Annotated in this window: 15 protein-coding genes and 1 tRNA gene; 9 read left to right on the top strand and 7 right to left on the bottom strand. The window is 63.7% G+C overall.

What is annotated here, in order from left to right:
* Positions 1-89: 89 nt before the first annotated feature.
* The 3 genes from CH286_RS19420 to CH286_RS19410 form a co-directional block, all read right to left on the bottom strand.
* Positions 90-977 (bottom strand): MetQ/NlpA family ABC transporter substrate-binding protein, encoded by an 888-nt coding sequence (locus tag CH286_RS19420; protein ID WP_037150946.1) that lies wholly within the window; start codon positions 975-977, stop codon positions 90-92.
* 26 nt (positions 978-1003) lie between these two features.
* Complete coding sequence (locus CH286_RS19415) at positions 1004-1621, bottom strand: methionine ABC transporter permease (RefSeq protein WP_207309329.1); 618 nt, start codon at positions 1619-1621, stop codon at positions 1004-1006.
* A gap of 83 nt (positions 1622-1704) precedes the next feature.
* Complete coding sequence (locus tag CH286_RS19410) at positions 1705-2712, bottom strand: methionine ABC transporter ATP-binding protein (protein ID WP_094610137.1); 1008 nt, start codon at positions 2710-2712, stop codon at positions 1705-1707.
* Between the two features lie 170 nt (positions 2713-2882).
* Between CH286_RS19410 and CH286_RS19405 the strand changes: the two genes are divergently transcribed.
* The 3 genes from CH286_RS19405 to CH286_RS19395 all read left to right on the top strand — a co-directional run bounded on the left by CH286_RS19405 (position 2883) and on the right by CH286_RS19395 (position 5744).
* Positions 2883-4274 (top strand): LLM class flavin-dependent oxidoreductase, encoded by a 1392-nt coding sequence (locus CH286_RS19405; protein ID WP_094610136.1) that lies wholly within the window; start codon positions 2883-2885, stop codon positions 4272-4274.
* Positions 4275-4514: 240 nt separating this feature from the next.
* Positions 4515-4946 carry a nuclear transport factor 2 family protein gene (locus tag CH286_RS19400; RefSeq protein ID WP_094610135.1) on the top strand — a complete coding sequence of 144 codons (432 nt, stop codon included), beginning with the start codon at positions 4515-4517 and terminating at the stop codon, positions 4944-4946.
* 27 nt (positions 4947-4973) lie between these two features.
* Complete coding sequence (locus tag CH286_RS19395) at positions 4974-5744, top strand: SDR family NAD(P)-dependent oxidoreductase (RefSeq protein WP_032403885.1); 771 nt, start codon at positions 4974-4976, stop codon at positions 5742-5744.
* A gap of 61 nt (positions 5745-5805) precedes the next feature.
* Here the strand turns inward: CH286_RS19395 and CH286_RS19390 are convergent, their stop codons facing one another.
* The 4 genes from CH286_RS19390 to CH286_RS19375 all read right to left on the bottom strand — a co-directional run bounded on the left by CH286_RS19390 (position 5806) and on the right by CH286_RS19375 (position 8130).
* The gene (locus CH286_RS19390) at positions 5806-6789 is read right to left on the bottom strand and encodes a helix-turn-helix domain-containing protein (RefSeq protein WP_094610134.1); all 984 of its coding nucleotides are present in this window, start codon (positions 6787-6789) and stop codon (positions 5806-5808) included.
* Positions 6790-7054: 265 nt separating this feature from the next.
* Positions 7055-7126 (bottom strand) — tRNA-Val (locus CH286_RS19385).
* A gap of 87 nt (positions 7127-7213) precedes the next feature.
* Complete coding sequence (locus tag CH286_RS19380) at positions 7214-7675, bottom strand: peroxiredoxin (protein WP_032379128.1); 462 nt, start codon at positions 7673-7675, stop codon at positions 7214-7216.
* 32 nt (positions 7676-7707) lie between these two features.
* Positions 7708-8130 carry a DUF3052 domain-containing protein gene (locus CH286_RS19375; RefSeq protein WP_032379129.1) on the bottom strand — a complete coding sequence of 141 codons (423 nt, stop codon included), beginning with the start codon at positions 8128-8130 and terminating at the stop codon, positions 7708-7710.
* 258 nt (positions 8131-8388) lie between these two features.
* Between CH286_RS19375 and aceE the strand changes: the two genes are divergently transcribed.
* From aceE to CH286_RS19345, 6 genes are all read left to right on the top strand, one after another.
* On the top strand, positions 8389-11208 hold the full coding sequence (aceE, locus tag CH286_RS19370) for a pyruvate dehydrogenase (acetyl-transferring), homodimeric type (RefSeq protein WP_032404031.1): 2820 nt from the start codon (positions 8389-8391) through the stop codon (positions 11206-11208).
* Positions 11209-11295: 87 nt separating this feature from the next.
* A complete protein-coding gene (locus tag CH286_RS19365; RefSeq protein WP_230592530.1) occupies positions 11296-12690 on the top strand; it encodes a PucR family transcriptional regulator in 1395 nt (464 codons plus the stop codon).
* Positions 12691-12818: 128 nt separating this feature from the next.
* Positions 12819-13727, top strand: coding sequence for an ACP S-malonyltransferase (locus CH286_RS19360; protein WP_032379130.1), 909 nt, complete (start codon positions 12819-12821; stop codon positions 13725-13727).
* A gap of 85 nt (positions 13728-13812) precedes the next feature.
* Positions 13813-14157 carry a meromycolate extension acyl carrier protein AcpM gene (gene acpM, locus CH286_RS19355; protein WP_052058428.1) on the top strand — a complete coding sequence of 115 codons (345 nt, stop codon included), beginning with the start codon at positions 13813-13815 and terminating at the stop codon, positions 14155-14157.
* Positions 14158-14165: 8 nt separating this feature from the next.
* Positions 14166-15416 (top strand): KasA/KasB family beta-ketoacyl-ACP synthase, encoded by a 1251-nt coding sequence (locus tag CH286_RS19350; RefSeq protein ID WP_032403883.1) that lies wholly within the window; start codon positions 14166-14168, stop codon positions 15414-15416.
* A gap of 130 nt (positions 15417-15546) precedes the next feature.
* Positions 15547-16980: an acyl-CoA carboxylase subunit beta gene (locus CH286_RS19345; protein WP_032379132.1), complete on the top strand. Its 1434-nt coding sequence runs from the start codon at positions 15547-15549 to the stop codon at positions 16978-16980.
* Positions 16981-17021: the final 41 nt, after the last annotated feature.

The raw sequence follows: 17021 nt of genomic DNA, 5'->3' as shown, positions 1-17021 counted from the left end.
GCCTCGTGTCAGTGCTGTCGGGTGCGGATCGAAGGTAACACCACGGCCACGCCCGACGGTCATGCGCTGGACCGTCGGGCGGGCACTGCTCACTGCAGAGGAAGCAGGATGTCCTTCACCCGAGGGTCGGTCGCCAGAAATTCCTGCACCGCAGGGTCCTTGAACGCAGCGACGAGGTTCTTGATGTTGTCGGTATCTGCCCAACGGCTACCGATCGTGAGCTGTCCGGCAAACTCGTCCGGTGCCGGCGGTGCAAAGATCTGCTTCTCGACGGGGATGCCGGCCGCGAGGTAGTACTCGGTATAGCCCACTGCTGCATCGAGATCCGGCAATGCCCGTGACTGCGCAGCGAAGTCCAGCAGCGTGAACTTCAGGTTCTTCGGGTTCCCGACGATGTCCTTCTGCGTGGCCGTCGACTTGTCGACGGCGGGGTCGAGGGTGATCAGACCGGCCCGTTCGAGTACCCACAGACCCTGCGCCTCGTTGGCCGGATCGGAGTAGAGCGAGACCGTTGCGCCGTCCGGTAGTTGAGCTGGGTCCGAGTACTTGTCGGACCACAATCCGAAGCCCCAACGAAACACCGGGGTTGCGGCTTCTTCCTGAAAGTCGGGGTTGGATTCGAGTACCTGGCCGAGCCACAGCTTGTGCTGGTAGACGGTTGCCGCGACTTCCCCCTCGCTGACGGCGCGGTTGATGGTGTTGCTGTCTGCGAGTCCGCGGAACTCGACCGAGATGCCGTACTTGGGAGCGACCTGCTCTGCAACGAAATTCACGAGGGCCTGCTCGGACGCGTTCCCCTCGGCCGTGGCAACGACGAGCGTTGCACCCTCGGTGTCGTTGGCCGATGCCGTGTCGCCGAAGAACGCGATGCGGACAACCACGGCGAGGGCGATCAGCACCACGACGGCACCGATGATCCAGGGCGCTTTCCGACGGTTCTTCAGCTCGAAGCCGTGCGCTTCGGTGGACGTTGTCATGATGGGTTGGACCTTTCGAATGCGGTTCAGGCAGTGCGCAAGGCGCGCTGATGAGGTGTGGTGTAGCGAACAAGTGCATCGCCGACGAGCTGGACGGCGGCGACGGTGAGAATCAGAATGACGATCGTGGCGATCATGACGGTGTGATCGAACCGTTGGTAGCCGTATGTGACTGCAACATAACCGATTCCGCCTGCACCGATGGTTCCGGCAATGGCCGAGTACTCGATCATGGCAATGACGTTGATGGTCAGTCCACCGATGATCGACGGCACCGCCTCGGACAACTGCGTGGTGGTGACCTGCAAAGTGGAGCCACCCGACGCCCGAGCGACGTCGACCACCGACGTCGGAACCGAGCGCAGTGAGTTCTCGACGATGCGGGTGAAGAATGCAATACCCGCCAACGACATCGGCACCACAGCGGCTGCGATACCGATGTTTGTTCCGGTGATCCATCGCGTGACCGGAACCAGTGCAGCCATCAAGATCAGAAACGGCAACGACCGACCGATACTGACGATCCAGCTGATCGGAGCATGGAGCACCGGGTTCTCGAACAACCCGCCGGGGCCGAGGTTGAACAACACCGCACCGAGGGGCACACCGACGAGAACCACGATGAACATCACGATCCCGACCATCGTGAGGGTGTCGCCCAACGCGGGCAACAGCAGAGCCGGCAGTTCGTCTACCGGAACCTTGTTGCCTGCCGCGAGTACCGCGATCACGACGCGACCTCCAGGATCGGCTGCTCGGTATTCGTAGATCCGGACAATCCGAGAGCCGTGAGCGCACCGGGGACGCGTGGACTCAAGTGGCCACCTATGCCGATCGATGCGCTGCCGACAGCCACTCCGGCCACTACCTGCACGGAGGCTCCCAACAGCGCGACGGGCGCACCGAGATCCTGGCCCAGCCGCCCGATCCAGTCCTGCGGAACATCGGGCGAGTCGTAGGTGACGTTCCATTGCACGTCGCCGGCTGCCGCCTGTGCGTCGTCTCGCCTGGGGCGCAGCTCGTTGCCGAGCGCCGACGTGTGGTCGGTCAGCAGATCGACCAGCTTCCCGGATTCGACGATGCGGCCGTGATCGAGCCTGGCCACCGAATCCGCGGCTCGCAGAACGGTATCCATTTCGTGAGTGATGAACACGATGGCGAGGTCGAGGTCGCGACGAAGTTCGCGCAGCAACTGGACCACCGATTCGGTGGTCTGCGGATCCAAGCCGGAGGTGGCTTCGTCCGACAGCAGCACCGACGGCCGAAGCGCCAGTGCTCGCGCGATTCCCACTCGCTGGCGCTGCCCGCCCGAGAGTTGAAACGGATAGCGAGCGGCTTTGTCGGACAGCCCTACTCGGTCGAGAAGCTCTCCCACACGCCTGGTCGTCTCGGCCTTCGTGGCCCCCAGGAAGTCGAGGGGCAATGCGACGTTCTCCGCCACGGTACGACGCGAGAGCAGGCTCGACGACTGAAAAACGGTGCCGATGCGGCGGCGCGCGACTCGAAGCTGCTTGGCATTCAACTGCGCCAGGTCGTCTCCGTTGACGATCACCGAGCCCGAGGTGGGACGTGTCAAGAGGTTGATGCATTGGGCCAGCGTGCTTTTGCCGGCACCACTGGGGCCGACGACGGCCAGGATCTCGCCGGACTGCACCGTGAAATCCAGCCGGTCGAGGACGACGGTCGTGTTCTCCCCCGTCCCGTACGTCTTGGTCAATTGCGCTATTTCGATCATGCTCCGACGCTCTTTTCGCTGATGTGACGGCGCAACACTGAGGTATCGGGGCGCTGCTGACCAGCTATCGACTCATCACGATCCGAACTGTTCCCACCGGCCTTGGCCGTCGGTAGCGTCGCACCGCTGTCGATATCGAAGACAGGTCGTCCTGCCGAAGGAGTTCCCCCGTGTCACGCGAGATTCGTTTCAATGCCTTTGACATGAACTGCGTCGCGCATCAGTCCCCCGGTCTGTGGCGTCATCCGCTCGATCAGTCGTGGCGCTACAAGGAACTCGGCTACTGGACCGATCTGGCGAAGCTGTTGGAACGAGGATTGTTCGACGGTTTGTTCATCGCCGATGTCCTCGGCACGTACGACGTCTACGGCGGGAACCACGACGCGGCCATTCGGCACGGCGCGCAGATTCCGGTGTCGGACCCACTCCTGCTCGTCAGTGCCCAGGCCGCCGTCACCGAGCATCTGGGCTTCGGCATCACTGCAGGTACCGGTTTCGAGCACCCGTATCCGTTCGCACGTCGGCTCTCCACGCTCGACCATCTGACCAACGGCCGCATCGGGTGGAACGTCGTCACCGGTTACCTGCCGTCAGCGGCGCAGAACATGGGACACGACGATCAGCTGAAACACGACGATCGCTACGACCACGCCGACGAGTACCTCGAGGTGCTCTACAAGTTGTGGGAGGCATCGTGGGACGACGACGCGGTGATCCGCGATCGTGAGACCGGTGTGTTCACCGATCCGGCCAAGGTGCATCGAATCAGCCACCGCGGCAAACACTTCACGGTGCCGGGTATCCATCTGTCCGAGCCGTCACTGCAGCGGACGCCGGTGATCTTCCAGGCCGGCGCGTCGCCGCGTGGTGTACGGTTCGCGGCGCAGAATGCCGAAGCGATCTTTGTCGGCGCACCCACCAAGGAGATTCTGGCGCAGACGGTTTCGAACATTCGTCGAGCCCTGCGAGACGCCGGCCGCGATCCGTACTCGGCACGGATCTATCAGCTACTCACCATCGTCACCGATGAGACATCCGAACTCGCCCATGCCAAGCACGACGAGTATCGGTCGTATGCGAGTGCCGAGGGTGCGTTGGTGTTCATGTCGGGCTGGATGGGCGTCGACCTGTCGCGGTATGCACTGGACGAGCCGCTCGGCAACGTCGAGAGCAACGCGATTCAGTCGTTCGTCGCGTCGTTCCAGTCGATCGGGGCCGACGGCAAGGAATGGACGGTGCGCGATATCGCCGAGTGGGGCGGCATCGGCGGTGCCGGTCCGCGCATCGTCGGCTCCCCCGGCGATGTCGCCGACCAATTGCAGGAGTGGGTGGACGAGACCGATGTCGACGGATTCAATCTCGCCTACGCGATCACTCCGGGGACATTCGAGGATGTGGTTCGATTCGTCGTCCCGGAATTGCAGCGTCGCGGTGTCTATCGCACCGAATACACGTCGGGCACATTGCGCCACAAACTCTTCGGCAAGGGAGACCGACTGCCCGAGGAACACCGGGCACAGCAGATCGTTCGGGAGGTCAAGAGCCACCGCGCGCAGGCGTGACCCCCGATCGGACGCGGCCCTGAATACCTTCCGACTCGGATGCGTCGGGAGGTGTGCGCATCCGTACCAGAACATGTGCACGCTCGTTCGATGCAGTTGAACCGTCTCGGGCTTGGATGAATTCTGTCGCCCCACTCGACCGAGAACAACTCTCCGTGGGGTACCTCGCGAGGTCACTGTCGCCCTCCGAGTCTCAGTGCCGCTGCACATCGGCGGCTCAGCCATTTCGACAGGAGTGCCATGACCGACTCACCGGTGGAAGACGTACACGCCATCCAAGAACTCAACGCTCGTTACAACTTCGCGGTGGACGAAACCGACGGTCCTGCCTGGGCTGACTGTTTCACCTCCACGGGCGTGTTCAACGCCCTCCTTCCGGGCCAGACCCCTACTGGCACAGAGGAACTGATTCGCTTCATGCCCATCGTCACCGAGGCATTCGGGCGAATGCACCACCTCACGACCAACGAGATCATCACGGTGAGCGGCAACGAAGCCACTCAGAAGTGCTATCTCCTCTTCTTCTCGGCGAAAGACGGACGCACCGAAGGGACGATCTGCGAATACAACGACGCGCTCGAAAAGACGGACAGCGGGTGGAAGTACTCGCGCAGGGACGTCACCGCGCACACCAAGATCGCTGACTTCACCGCCGTCACCGAATCCGTCTGACCACTAGCGAAACGAAGAAGGACGATCATGGATTTCGAAGACAAGGTAGTTCTGATCACCGGTGCAGCCGGCGGCATCGGCCACGCTGCGACGAAGGCGTTCGCCGAACAAGGTGCGACGCTGGTGTTGGTGGATCTGTCACTATCGGCGCTCGAGAAGATCGCCGCCGATCTGGGCCTCCCCGAGAACCGACTGCTACTCGTCGCAGCCGATGTCAGGAGCGAGAGTGAAGTCGAAGGATACGTCGCCGGTGCCACAACGCGGTTCGGCAGGATCGACGTCTTCTTCAACAATGCGGGCGTGGAAGGTAAGACCGGAGCCCTGGTCGACACCGACGCCGAAACCGTGGACACGATCCTCGACGTGAACGTCAAGGGATCGTTCTTCGGCATCAAACACGTCCTGTCGACGATGGTCACACAGAGGTCGGGTGCCATCGTCAACACGTCGTCGATGGCCGGATTGATCGGCTTTCCTGCCCTCGGTGTGTACACCGCCTCGAAGCACGCTGTGATCGGCCTGACGCGCGTGGCTGCATTAGAAGCAGCAGACAGCGGTGTTCGAGTGAACGCAGTGTGTCCCGGTCCGGTGAACACTCGCATGATGCGCGGAATCGAAAACGGCCTGTCAGCCGACAACCCCGAGGCAGCGAAGTCTCAGTTCGCCGACAGCACCGCGATCAAGCGGTACGCCGAGCCCGAGGAGATCGCGAATGTTGTGCTCTTCCTGGCCTCGGACAAGGCGTCCTACGTCACCGGAAGCATCTTCACCGCGGACGGTGGCATGACCGGAATGTAGTCGTCGGCGCTCACCGCCCTGAAGCAGACAGTGCGCGGGGCGGTGAGCACGTCCCTCGATGTCACGACGACAGAGATGCGGCTCGTCGACCGAGGTATTCCGAAGGCAGACAACCTTTGTGCGTTCTGAAGACACGATTGAGATGCGACAGGTCCGCGAAACCCCACCGAGCTGCCAGGGTGGACATCGACGTCGGCCGGGTCGCCGAATCGAGATCTGCAGCGCACGCCTCGACTCGCGACTTCATGACAGTTCGGGCATACGAGAGGTCGGTCTCCTCGTACAGCTGGTGGAGCTTGCGTACGGAGATGGAAAAGCGCCGCGCGGTGTGCTCGGCAGGCACCGATCCAAATCGAATCTGTTCTGCCACATAGGTGTTGATGGCGGCTCTCGTCTCGGCTCGGATGCTCCGGCCGTCGACGGCCTCTTCTTCTCTGCTCGATCCGGCCGCTGATGCGATGAGAGTGAGCAGTGCCGAATTGGTGGCGAGGACATCTGCGCGCCCCATTCGATCGGCTCGCTGCCACACCGCAGTCATCGCGGCACCGGCTACGTGCGCAGACGCATTGGCCGGAGAGAAAGATACTGCGGTTCTCCCGTTCGAGTCCGTGATCAACGGTTTCAACATGCCGTTGGGGACCTTCATCGACAGCACTCTCCACCTGCTCCGGTAATCGAGTCCGAACGGTCGAGTTGCATCGAACAACGCGAAATCGCCTGCGTTCACGACACACGTCCGGCCTGCCTGACTCCCGACACAGGTGCCCTCCAAGACCAGATTCACGAACGTCACGTCCTCCGTGGTTCTCGCTACCTCTGATCGCCCGTGAATATGGAGTTGAGGCTCCGACGCGATTTCCGCAAGCCGAATGGATCCGACCGGCGCGGCGCGAACCCACCCGATCATCCCGCCGGGTGTCGACGAGGCTGTCGGGTCTGCGGCCGGGCGGCGGGGAAACAACGGTGTGAACGCGTCGCAGATTGCGTCGCGCCAGTAGCCGAATTGATCGGTCACCGGCAGGTCTTCGGTCGTCCAATGCTCCATGGTCAAGCCTCACCCGTATCGAAGTTCGCGCTCGTCCCACCGATCATGCGGCGCTGCCGTTTCCGTGCCGTTGCACGTGAGGCGTCGACGAGTAACCGTCACCTCACGCAGCCGACGGACCGGATGTGAAACACCGTGAGCATGGAGGGGCAGCCGTGAAAAGCTCGTGCCGTACACGGGTAGATACGGACGAGGTCGACTGTGACCGATGATGACCGGTGGACCGAATCAGGGACGACGACACCTGTGGCCATTCGATCGAGGGTGGGCGCAGAGGGGTTCGAACCCCCGACCGCTGGTGTGTAAAACCAGAGCTCTACCGCTGAGCTATACGCCCGAGTACCGGTGGCCTGGGGACAACCCCGGGCCACCGGAACGCTTGGAGAAATTTATCGTGTCTGATCTCTAACTACAATTCCCCAGGTCAGCTCACCTGTGCGAGCGCCTCGGACCACGATGAGCTGTCTCGGGCTTCCCCGGGACCGTTCATTTCGGCGAATCTGATGATTCCGGACTTGTCGACCACGAACGTTCCGCGATTGGCGAATCCGGCGCTGTCGTTGAACACGCCGTACGCCTGAGCGACTTCACCGTGTGGCCAGAAGTCGGACAGCAGCGGAAATGTGTAGCCCTGTTCTGCGGCCCAGATCTTGTGGGTCGGAGGCGGACCGACCGAGATCGCCAGGATCGCGGTGTCGTCGTTCTCGAACGTCGGTAGCTCGTCGCGCACTTTGCACAGCTCGCCCTGGCACGTACCGGTGAAAGCCAGTGGATAGAACACGAGCAGAACGTTTTTCACGTTCCTGTACGACGACAACGTGACCAGTTGGTTGTTCTGGTCCTTGAGGGTGAAGTCGGGCGCAACCGCGCCAACCTCGATCGGCATCTAGAACCGTCTTCCTGTGTCGAGCATCTCCCCTACCGCTTGGTGGCAGGAGTCTTGGGCTGAACCAATCGACTTCCGATCCAGTCGCCGAGATTTGCCGCAGAGGTCTGCGTCAATCCTGCGGTCGGGGCGGATTCGGCAATCTCGCTGGGTTCGACATGACCGGACATGCCGGTCTTGGGGCTGAGGACCCACACGATGCCATCGTCCGAGAGCGGACCGATTGCATCCATGAGCGCATCGACCAGGTCACCGTCTCCGTCGCGCCACCACAGCAGCACAACATCGATCACCTCGTCGGAATCCTCGTCGAGGGTCTCCCCACCGATCGCATCTTCTACGTCGGCGCGCAGATCATCGTCGGTGTCCTCGTCCCAGCCCAGCTCCTGTACGACCATGTCGCGAGTTATGCCAAGTTTCTGAGCGTAGTTCTGAGCGTCCGCCGCGGCGACCACGGTGGTGACCTCCTTGAATTGTGGGTGCAGTAGACAAAGCGAACAGTGTTGAAGCCGTTCGCGCAAGCTGACCGCGCCGAAATTGAGTACATAAATTTCTACTGGTGGGTATTGGACCTCTGTACTACCAGAACCAACAAGATGTAGCAGGATTGGGGAGGAATCACGAGAACGAGGAAAGTAGACCGCCGTCACAGGGGCGGGTCTACCGGGACCGGGCGCCACACCGAGCGTCCGCCACATTGAGGAGTGCACACGTTGTCCGAAGTGAACAGCGGCGAACGGCAGAACACATCGTCTGCAGGCAAGAAGGGTTCGGACGGCCGGGTCCGCGTCATCCGTGAGGGTGTCGCGTCGTACCTGCCCGATATCGACAACGACGAGACCAACGAGTGGATCGAATCGTTCGACGGCTTGCTGGAGAGGTCCGGCCCCAACCGCGCTCGCTACCTGATGCTCAGGTTGCTCGAGCGCGCCGGCGAGCGCCGGGTTGCGCTGCCGTCCTTGACGTCTACGGATTACGTCAACACGATCCCCACCGAGAACGAGCCGTGGTTTCCCGGCGACGAGTCGATGGAACGCCGCTACCGTGCCTGGATCCGCTGGAACGCGGCCATCATGGTGCACCGCGCGCAGCGTCCCGGCGTCGGCGTCGGAGGACACATCTCCACGTACGCGTCCTCCGCGGCGCTCTACGAGGTCGGCTTCAACCACTTCTTCCGCGGCAAGGATCACCCGGGCGGCGGCGACCACATCTTCATCCAGGGTCACGCCTCCCCCGGCATCTATGCCCGCGCGTTCCTCGAGGGCCGCATCCCGGCCGAGCGCATGGACGGCTTCCGTCAGGAGGCAAGCCACGAGACCGAGGGCGGCGGACTGCCGTCGTACCCGCACCCGCGTCTGATGCAGGATTTCTGGGAGTTCCCGACGGTGTCGATGGGCCTCGGCCCGATGAACGCCATCTACCAGGCTCGCTTCAACCATTACCTGAACGACCGCGGCATCAAGGACACCTCCGATCAGCACGTGTGGGCGTACCTCGGCGACGGCGAGATGGACGAGCCGGAATCACGTGGACTTGCGCACGTCGCTGCGACCGAGGGTCTGGACAACCTCACGTTCGTCGTCAACTGCAACCTGCAGCGTCTCGACGGCCCGGTGCGCGGTAACGGCAAGATCATCCAGGAACTGGAGTCGTTCTTCCGCGGTGCCGGCTGGAACGTCATCAAAGTCGTTTGGGGTCGCGAGTGGGACGCGTTGCTGCACGCAGACCGCGACGGCGCGCTCGTCAACCTGATGAACACCACCCCAGACGGTGACTTCCAGACCTACAAGGCCAACGACGGCAGCTACGTCCGTGATCACTTCTTCGGCCGCGATCCACGCACCAAGGAGCTCGTGAAGGATCTGTCCGACGACGAGATCTGGAACCTCAAGCGCGGCGGTCACGACTACCGCAAGGTGCACGCTGCCTACGCAGCCGCGATGTCGCACAAGGGCCAGCCGACGGTCATCCTGGCGCACACCATCAAGGGCTACACCCTCGGCAAGCACTTCGAGGGCCGTAACGCCACGCACCAGATGAAGAAGCTCACGCTCGACGATCTCAAGACGTTCCGCGATCTGCAGCACATCCCGATCTCCGACGAGGAGCTCGAGAAGGATCCGTACATGCCGCCGTACTACCACCCCGGTGCGGATGCTCCCGAGATCCAGTACATGCTCGATCGGCGTGCCAAGCTCGGCGGATTTGTCCCTGAGCGGCGCGTCGACGTCAAGCCGCTCCCGCAGCCGAGCGACGACACGTACAAGACGCTCCGCAAGGGCTCCGGCAAGCAGGAAGTCGCCACCACCATGGCGCTCGTGCGCGTGATGAAAGAGCTGTTGCGAGACAAGGAGATCGGCCACCGAATCGTGCCGATCATCCCGGACGAGGCCCGCACGTTCGGCATGGACTCGTGGTTCCCGTCGCTGAAGATCTACAACCGCAACGGCCAGCTGTACACCTCGGTGGACTCGGAGCTGATGCTCGCCTACAAGGAGAGCTCGGTCGGCCAGATCCTGCACGAGGGCATCAACGAAGCCGGTTCCACATCGTCGTTCACCGCGGTCGGTACCTCGTACGCCACGCACGGCGAGGTCATGATCCCGCTGTACATCTTCTACTCGATGTTCGGTTTCCAGCGCACCGGCGACGGCCTGTGGGCTGCCGCGGACCAGATGGCTCGTGGGTTCGTCCTCGGTGCCACCGCGGGTCGCACCACCCTGACCGGTGAGGGTCTGCAGCACGCCGACGGTCATTCGCTGCTGCTGGCGTCGACCAACCCGGCGGCCGTGGCCTACGACCCGGCGTTCTCGTACGAGATCGCACACATCGTCAAGGACGGTCTGCGACGGATGTACGGCGGCACCGAAGGCGTGGAAGGCTTCGGCGGCGAGAACATCTTCTACTACATCACCCTCTACAACGAGCCGTACGTGCAGCCGGCCGAGCCGGAGAACCTCGACGTCGAGGGCTTGCTCAAGGGCATCTACCGGTTCGCTGCTCCTCAGGAAGGCGACGGACCCGAGGCGCAGTTGTTGGCGTCGGGCGTCGGCATGGTCTCGGCCCGCAAGGCCCGAGAGTTGCTGTTCGAGGAGTGGGGCGTGCGCTCGGCCGTCTGGTCGGTGACGTCCTGGGGCGAACTGCGCCGCGACGGCGTCGACGCCGAGCGGGAGTCGCTGCGCAATCCCGGTGCAGACAAGCGCGTTCCGTTCGTCACCTCGGCGCTCGCCGACGCCAACGGCCCGGTCGTCGCGTCCTCCGATTGGATGCGTGCAGTGCCGGACCAGATTCGCCAGTGGGTTCCGGGCGATTACGTCACCCTCGGCACCGACGGCTTCGGGTTCTCCGATACCCGTCCGGCCGCGCGTCGGGTGTTCAACGTCGACGCCGAGTCGATCGTCGTCGCCACGCTGTCCGCTCTTGCAGCATCCGGTGAGATCGACAAGTCCAAGGCCGTCGAGGCCGCGGAGAAGTACAAGATCGACGATGTCACTGCAGCTCCGACGTCGTTCGCCGATACCGGTTCGGCGTAGGTTCCACGCCTGTTCGGCCGACCCCCGTCCCACGTCGCGAAGCATGTCCGTCGCGATAGGGGCGGGGGTCGGGCGTAGGTTCTCCCTATGTCCGATGCGAAACCCGACCCACCGGGCAGCGCGTCCGCACGCGATGTGTCCCGACGCGACGCCTATCGCGAAGCGTTGCGCGATTCGTTGACTCGCGATTCCCTGACGTCGGACAACGAGGTGCACCTTCCGGTCGCCTCACTTGCACCCTCCCGCCAGAAGCGCGATCCTCTGCCCGACGCTCTGCTGCGACGGGTCAAACAGTTCTCCGGCCGACTCTCGACCGAGGCCGTGACGACGATGCAGGGCCAGCTGCCGTTCTTCGGCGATCTGGACGCGGCCCAACGTGCGAGCGTGCAGTTGTTGATTCAGACAGCCGTCGACAACTTTCTCGAGTGGCTGAAGAATCCCCACAGCGACATTCGCTTCTCTCTCGATGCCTTTCAGGTCATCCCCCAAGACCTCGCCCGACGCCTCACCCTGCGCCAGACGGTCGACATGGTCCGCGTGGCGATGGAGTTCTTCGAGCAGTGGCTTCCGGCTCTCGCACGTAACGATCAGCAGTTGGTCGCCCTGACCGAGGCCGTGTTGCGGTACGGACGCGAGCTCGGCTTCGCGGCCGCATCGGTCTACGCCAGTGCCGCCGAGTCTCGTGGAGCCTGGGACACCCGCCTCGAAGCCCTCGTGGTCGACGCCGTCGTGCGCGGAGATACCGGCTCGGACATGCTGTCCCGCGCCGCCACGTTGAACTGGGACGCCACCGCGCCCGCCACTGTGCTGGTCGGCACTCCCCCCGACGATCGGGGTGTGTCCGTCGTCGGAACCGTGCACGCGGTGGCGCAGAAGCACGGGCGCGCAGCACTGGCCGTTGTTCAGGGGACGCGGTTGGTCATGGTGGTCAGCGGCCAGATCACCGATTCGTCTGCCCACCACGCATTCATCGACGACATGCTGCAGAACTTCTCCGACGGGCCCGTCGTCATCGGTCCCACCACCCGCACTCTGGGAGCGGCGCACTCGAGCGCCCTCGAGGCGTTCGCCGGGATGCAGGCCGTGGCGGGTTGGCGGGGCGCACCGCGCCCGGTGCATGCGGGCGAGCTGCTACCCGAGCGTGCGCTGCTGAACGACGGTGCAGCGATATCGGCGCTGAACGATCATGTGGTCGTTCCGTTGGCTGCGGCGGGTTCCGGATTGGCCGACACGCTCGATGCCTACCTGGACTGCGGCGGCGCCGTCGAAACCTGCGCACGGCAGCTGTTTGTTCATCCAAATACCGTCCGTTATCGCCTCAAGCGCATTGCCGAGGTAACCGGGCGCGATCCCACCAACCCGCGCGATGCGTACGTGCTCCGAGTTGCAGCAACAGTAGGAAGGTTGGCTCGAACCCATCACGAACCGCCCCATCCTGCCCCATTTGTCACACAGGTCACATTCGGAGAAGTAGTCACGTAACGAGCAACCACCCTCCGGCGATAGCGGATCCCCACGAGGCGATTTGTAGGGTTCCCACAAATTGCTTGTCGAGAGTTCATCGAGCGCGACATCACTCGGACGGGCCCCGACAGTGTTCTCTTAACCCTGTGATTGCGTTGCTTGCGCCCGGTCAGGGCTCCCAGACTCCCGGCATGCTGCTGCCTTGGCTCGAATTGCCGGGTGCGGCAGACCGCCTCGCCCTGTGGTCCAAGGCTTCCGGCCTGGACCTCGTTCGCCTCGGCACCACGGCCACAGCCGAGGAGATCACCGATACCGCGGTGACACAGCCGCTGGTCGTGGCGTCCGCTTTGCTCGCTTTCGAGGAAATCGCAGCCCGCGGCCTGTTCCCCGAAGATGCCGTCATTGCCGGACACTCCGTGGGCGAGCTTGCTGCCGCGGCCATCGCCGGCGTCATCTCCTCCGACGACGCAGTCTCCCTCGCCGCGGTTCGTGGCGCTGCTATGGCCAAGGCCTGTGCGCTCGAGCCGACCGGCATGTCTGCCGTCCTGGGCGGCGACGAGGCCGCCGTCCTCGCCCGACTCGAAGAACTCGACCTCGCCCCGGCCAATGTCAACGCCGCCGGGCAGATCGTCGCAGCCGGCCTGCTGACCAAGCTTGCCGAGCTGGCCGAGAGCGCGCCCGAAAAGGCCCGGGTTCGCGCACTGCCGGTCGCAGGCGCGTTCCACACCAAGTACATGGCGTCGGCGGGCGACACCGTTGCCGCCGCCGCTGCTGCCATCACGCCATCGGAGCCGTCGCGGACCCTGCTGTCCAACTCGGACGGTCAGCCGGTCACCTCGGGTGCCGACGCACTGAACAAACTTGCTGCACAGGTCACTCGCCCCGTGCGATGGGATCTGTGCAACGCCTACCTGCGCACCGCGCAGGTCACCGGACTTGTGGAACTGCCCCCGGCAGGCGCACTGGTCGGCATCGCCAAGCGTGAACTGCGCGGCGTCGCCAACCTCGGCCTGAAGACACCGGCGGACATTTCCGCACTGGCCGAGCTCGGATAGCTCGGCAACCACACCGCAGTCTCAGCACTGCGGATCTACTTCCACTCCCCGAGTGGCAGAAATGCACAACCGCGTCTCGAAGCACATGACTTCGGCGTTCGACACAGAAGAGAAGGGACCCACAACAGTGGCCAGCCAGGAAGACCTCATCGCCGGACTTGCAGAGATCATCGAAGAGGTCACGGGCATCGAACCGTCCGAGGTGACCATCGAGAAGTCCTTCGTGGACGACCTCGACATCGACTCGCTCTCCATGGTCGAGATCGCAGTGCAGACCGAGGACAAGTACGGCGTGAAGATCCCCGACGAGGACCTCGCAGGTCTGCGCACCGTCGGTGACGCCGTCAACTACATCCAGAAGCTCGAAGCGGAGAACCCCGAAGCCGCAGAAGCTATCAAGGCCAAGCTCGACGACTCCGCGAGCGAGTGACACGGCCCATGACCAACCCATCCACCGCCAACGGACGCTTCCCCAGTGTCGTCGTCACCAGCCTCGCTGCGACCACGTCACTTGCGGGTGACGTCGATGCCACGTGGAAGGGTCTGCTGAACGGCGACAGCGGAATTGCAACTCTGGAAGACGATTTCGTCGCCGAGTACGACCTGCCCGTGCGGATCGGCGGACACCTCGCGGTGAACCCGCAGAGCCTGCTCTCACGGGTCGAGATTCGTCGCCTCAGCTACGTGGAGCAGCTGGCCACCGTGCTCGGTCGTGAGGTATGGAAGAACGCCGGGACCCCCGACGTCGATCCTCTCCGCCTCGGTGTGTCGATCGGTACCGGCCTCGGTGGCGGCGATTCGCTGATCGACGCCAACGACAAGATGAAGGCCGGCGGCTACCGCAAGGTGTCTCCGCTCGCCGTTCAGATGGTCATGCCGAACGGCCCCGCAGCGGTCGTCGGACTCGAACTCAAAGCGCAGGCCGGCGTCATCACTCCTGTCTCGGCCTGCTCCTCGGGATCGGAAGCCATCGCTCACGCATGGCGAATGATCGTGATGGGCGACGCGGACATGGTCGTCACCGGCGGCGTCGAGGGATACATCGACGCGGTTCCGATCGCCAGCTTCTCCATGATGCGGGCGATGAGCACCAACAACGACAATCCGAAGGGTGCCTCACGTCCGTTCGACAAGGATCGTGACGGCTTCGTCTTCGGTGAAGCGGGTGCGCTCATGGTCATCGAGACCGAGGAGCATGCCAAGGCTCGCGGCGCAACGATTCACGCCCGCCTGCTCGGTGCCGGAATCACCTCCGACGGGTTCCACCTCGTGGCTCCCGACCCGGAGGGCAAGGGTGCCGCGCGTGCGATGCAGCGCGCCATCGAGACCGCAGGCCTGCAGAAGTCCGACATCACCCACGTGAACGCCCACGCAACGGCAACTCCCATCGGAGACACTGCCGAAGCGCTGGCAATCAACAAGGCCGTCGGAAATCACGCAGCGGTGTACGCACCGAAATCCGCTCTCGGCCACTCGATCGGTGCCGTCGGTGCCCTCGAGTCGGTTCTGACGGTGCTGGCAGTGCGCGAGGGAATAATCCCTCCCACACTGAATTTGGAGAATCAGGATCCCGAGATCGATCTCGACGTCGTCAAGGGCGAGCCCCGCGTCGGACAGATCGATTACGCGATCAACAACTCGTTCGGATTCGGTGGGCACAACGTAGCGCTCGCCTTCGGAAAGGCGTGATGGACTGAGTCGATCGTTTCGACTCAGCGAATCCCGCTCTCGCAGTGCATGATCCGAACCGGGGACCGTTCCTCGTGAACGGCCCCGGTTCGGGCCTCGCCCCCACGGGGGCCCTGAAGAAGGACAAGCGATGACAATTCTGGCTCCCGTCACTCGATCCGGTACTTCTACCGATCCCCGCGATCCACTCGCCCGCCTCGAGAACCTGTTCGACACCGGAACCACTGTCCCCCTGCACGATCGGGACAAGTCCGGCATTCTCGCGGCCTCCGGTGAGATCGACGGAGTCCACACCATCGCGTATTGCTCCGACGCCACCGTCATGGGTGGTGCCATGGGCGTCGACGGCTGCAAGCACATCGTCGCCGCCATCGATACCGCCATCGAACAGCGCGCTCCGCTCGTCGGCGTGTGGCACTCCGGTGGCGCTCGCCTCGCCGAGGGCGTCGAAGCTCTCCATGCCGTAGGACTCGTTTTCGAGGCCATGGTTCGAGCGTCCGGCCTCGTCCCCCAGATTTCCGTCGTCCTCGGCTTCGCGGCCGGCGGTGCCGCCTACGGTCCTGCGTTGACCGACGTCGTCATCATGGCTCCGGAGGGACGCGTGTTCGTCACCGGTCCCGACGTCGTCCGCAGCGTCACCGGCGAGCAGGTCGACATGGCCTCGCTCGGTGGCCCCGACACTCATCACAAGAAGTCCGGTGTCTGCCACATCGTCGCCGACAGCGAGATGGACGCGTTCACCCGCGCCCGCCGTCTGGTGTCGATGTTCTGCGAGCAGGGCGAATTCGACATCGCCGCCGCCGAGCACGGCGACACCGATCTCCGGGCGTTGATGCCCGAATCCAACCGTCGCGCATACGATGTGCACCCGATCGTCCACGAACTGCTCGACAACGTCGAAGGCGAATCGACGTTCGAGGAGTTCCAGGGCGGCTGGGCCCGCAGCATCGTCATCGGTCTCGGACGCATCAGTGGCCGCACGGTCGGCGTCATCGCCAACAATCCCATTCGCCTCGGCGGCTGCCTCAACTCCGAAAGCGCCGAGAAGGCAGCACGTTTCGTGCGGTTGTGCGATGCATTCGGCATTCCGCTCATCGTGGTCGTCGACGTTCCCGGATACCTGCCCGGTGTCAGCATGGAATGGGAAGGCGTCGTACGTCGCGGAGCAAAACTGTTGCACGCCTTCGCCGAAGCGACCGTTCCTCGCGTCACCCTGGTCACCCGCAAGATCTACGGCGGTGCGTACATCGCCATGAACGCCCGCGCACTCGGTGCCACTGCTGTGTACGCCTGGCCCGGCTCCGAGGTCGCCGTGATGGGCGCCAAGGCAGCCGTCGGCATCCTGCACAAGAAGGCACTCGCCGCCGCGCCCGACGAAGAGCGTGAGGCACTGCACGATCGCCTCACCGTCGAACACGAGAGCATCGCCGGTGGCGTCGAGCGCGCCGTTGCCATCGGCGTCGTCGACGAGGTCATCGAGCCGAGCAAGACTCGCAGCACGGTCACCAAAGCACTCGCGGCTGCTCCCGCGGCACGGGGCAACCACAAGAACATTCCGCTCTGATCGTCTCGGGGTGCCCCGCCGCCTCGTGTAGTGCCACCCCG

Origin of the sequence: Rhodococcus sp. WWJCD1 (assembly GCF_002258735.1) — a bacterium.
GTDB lineage: Bacteria > Actinomycetota > Actinomycetes > Mycobacteriales > Mycobacteriaceae > Rhodococcoides.
This window is presented reverse-complemented; position numbering and strand designations above follow the sequence as displayed.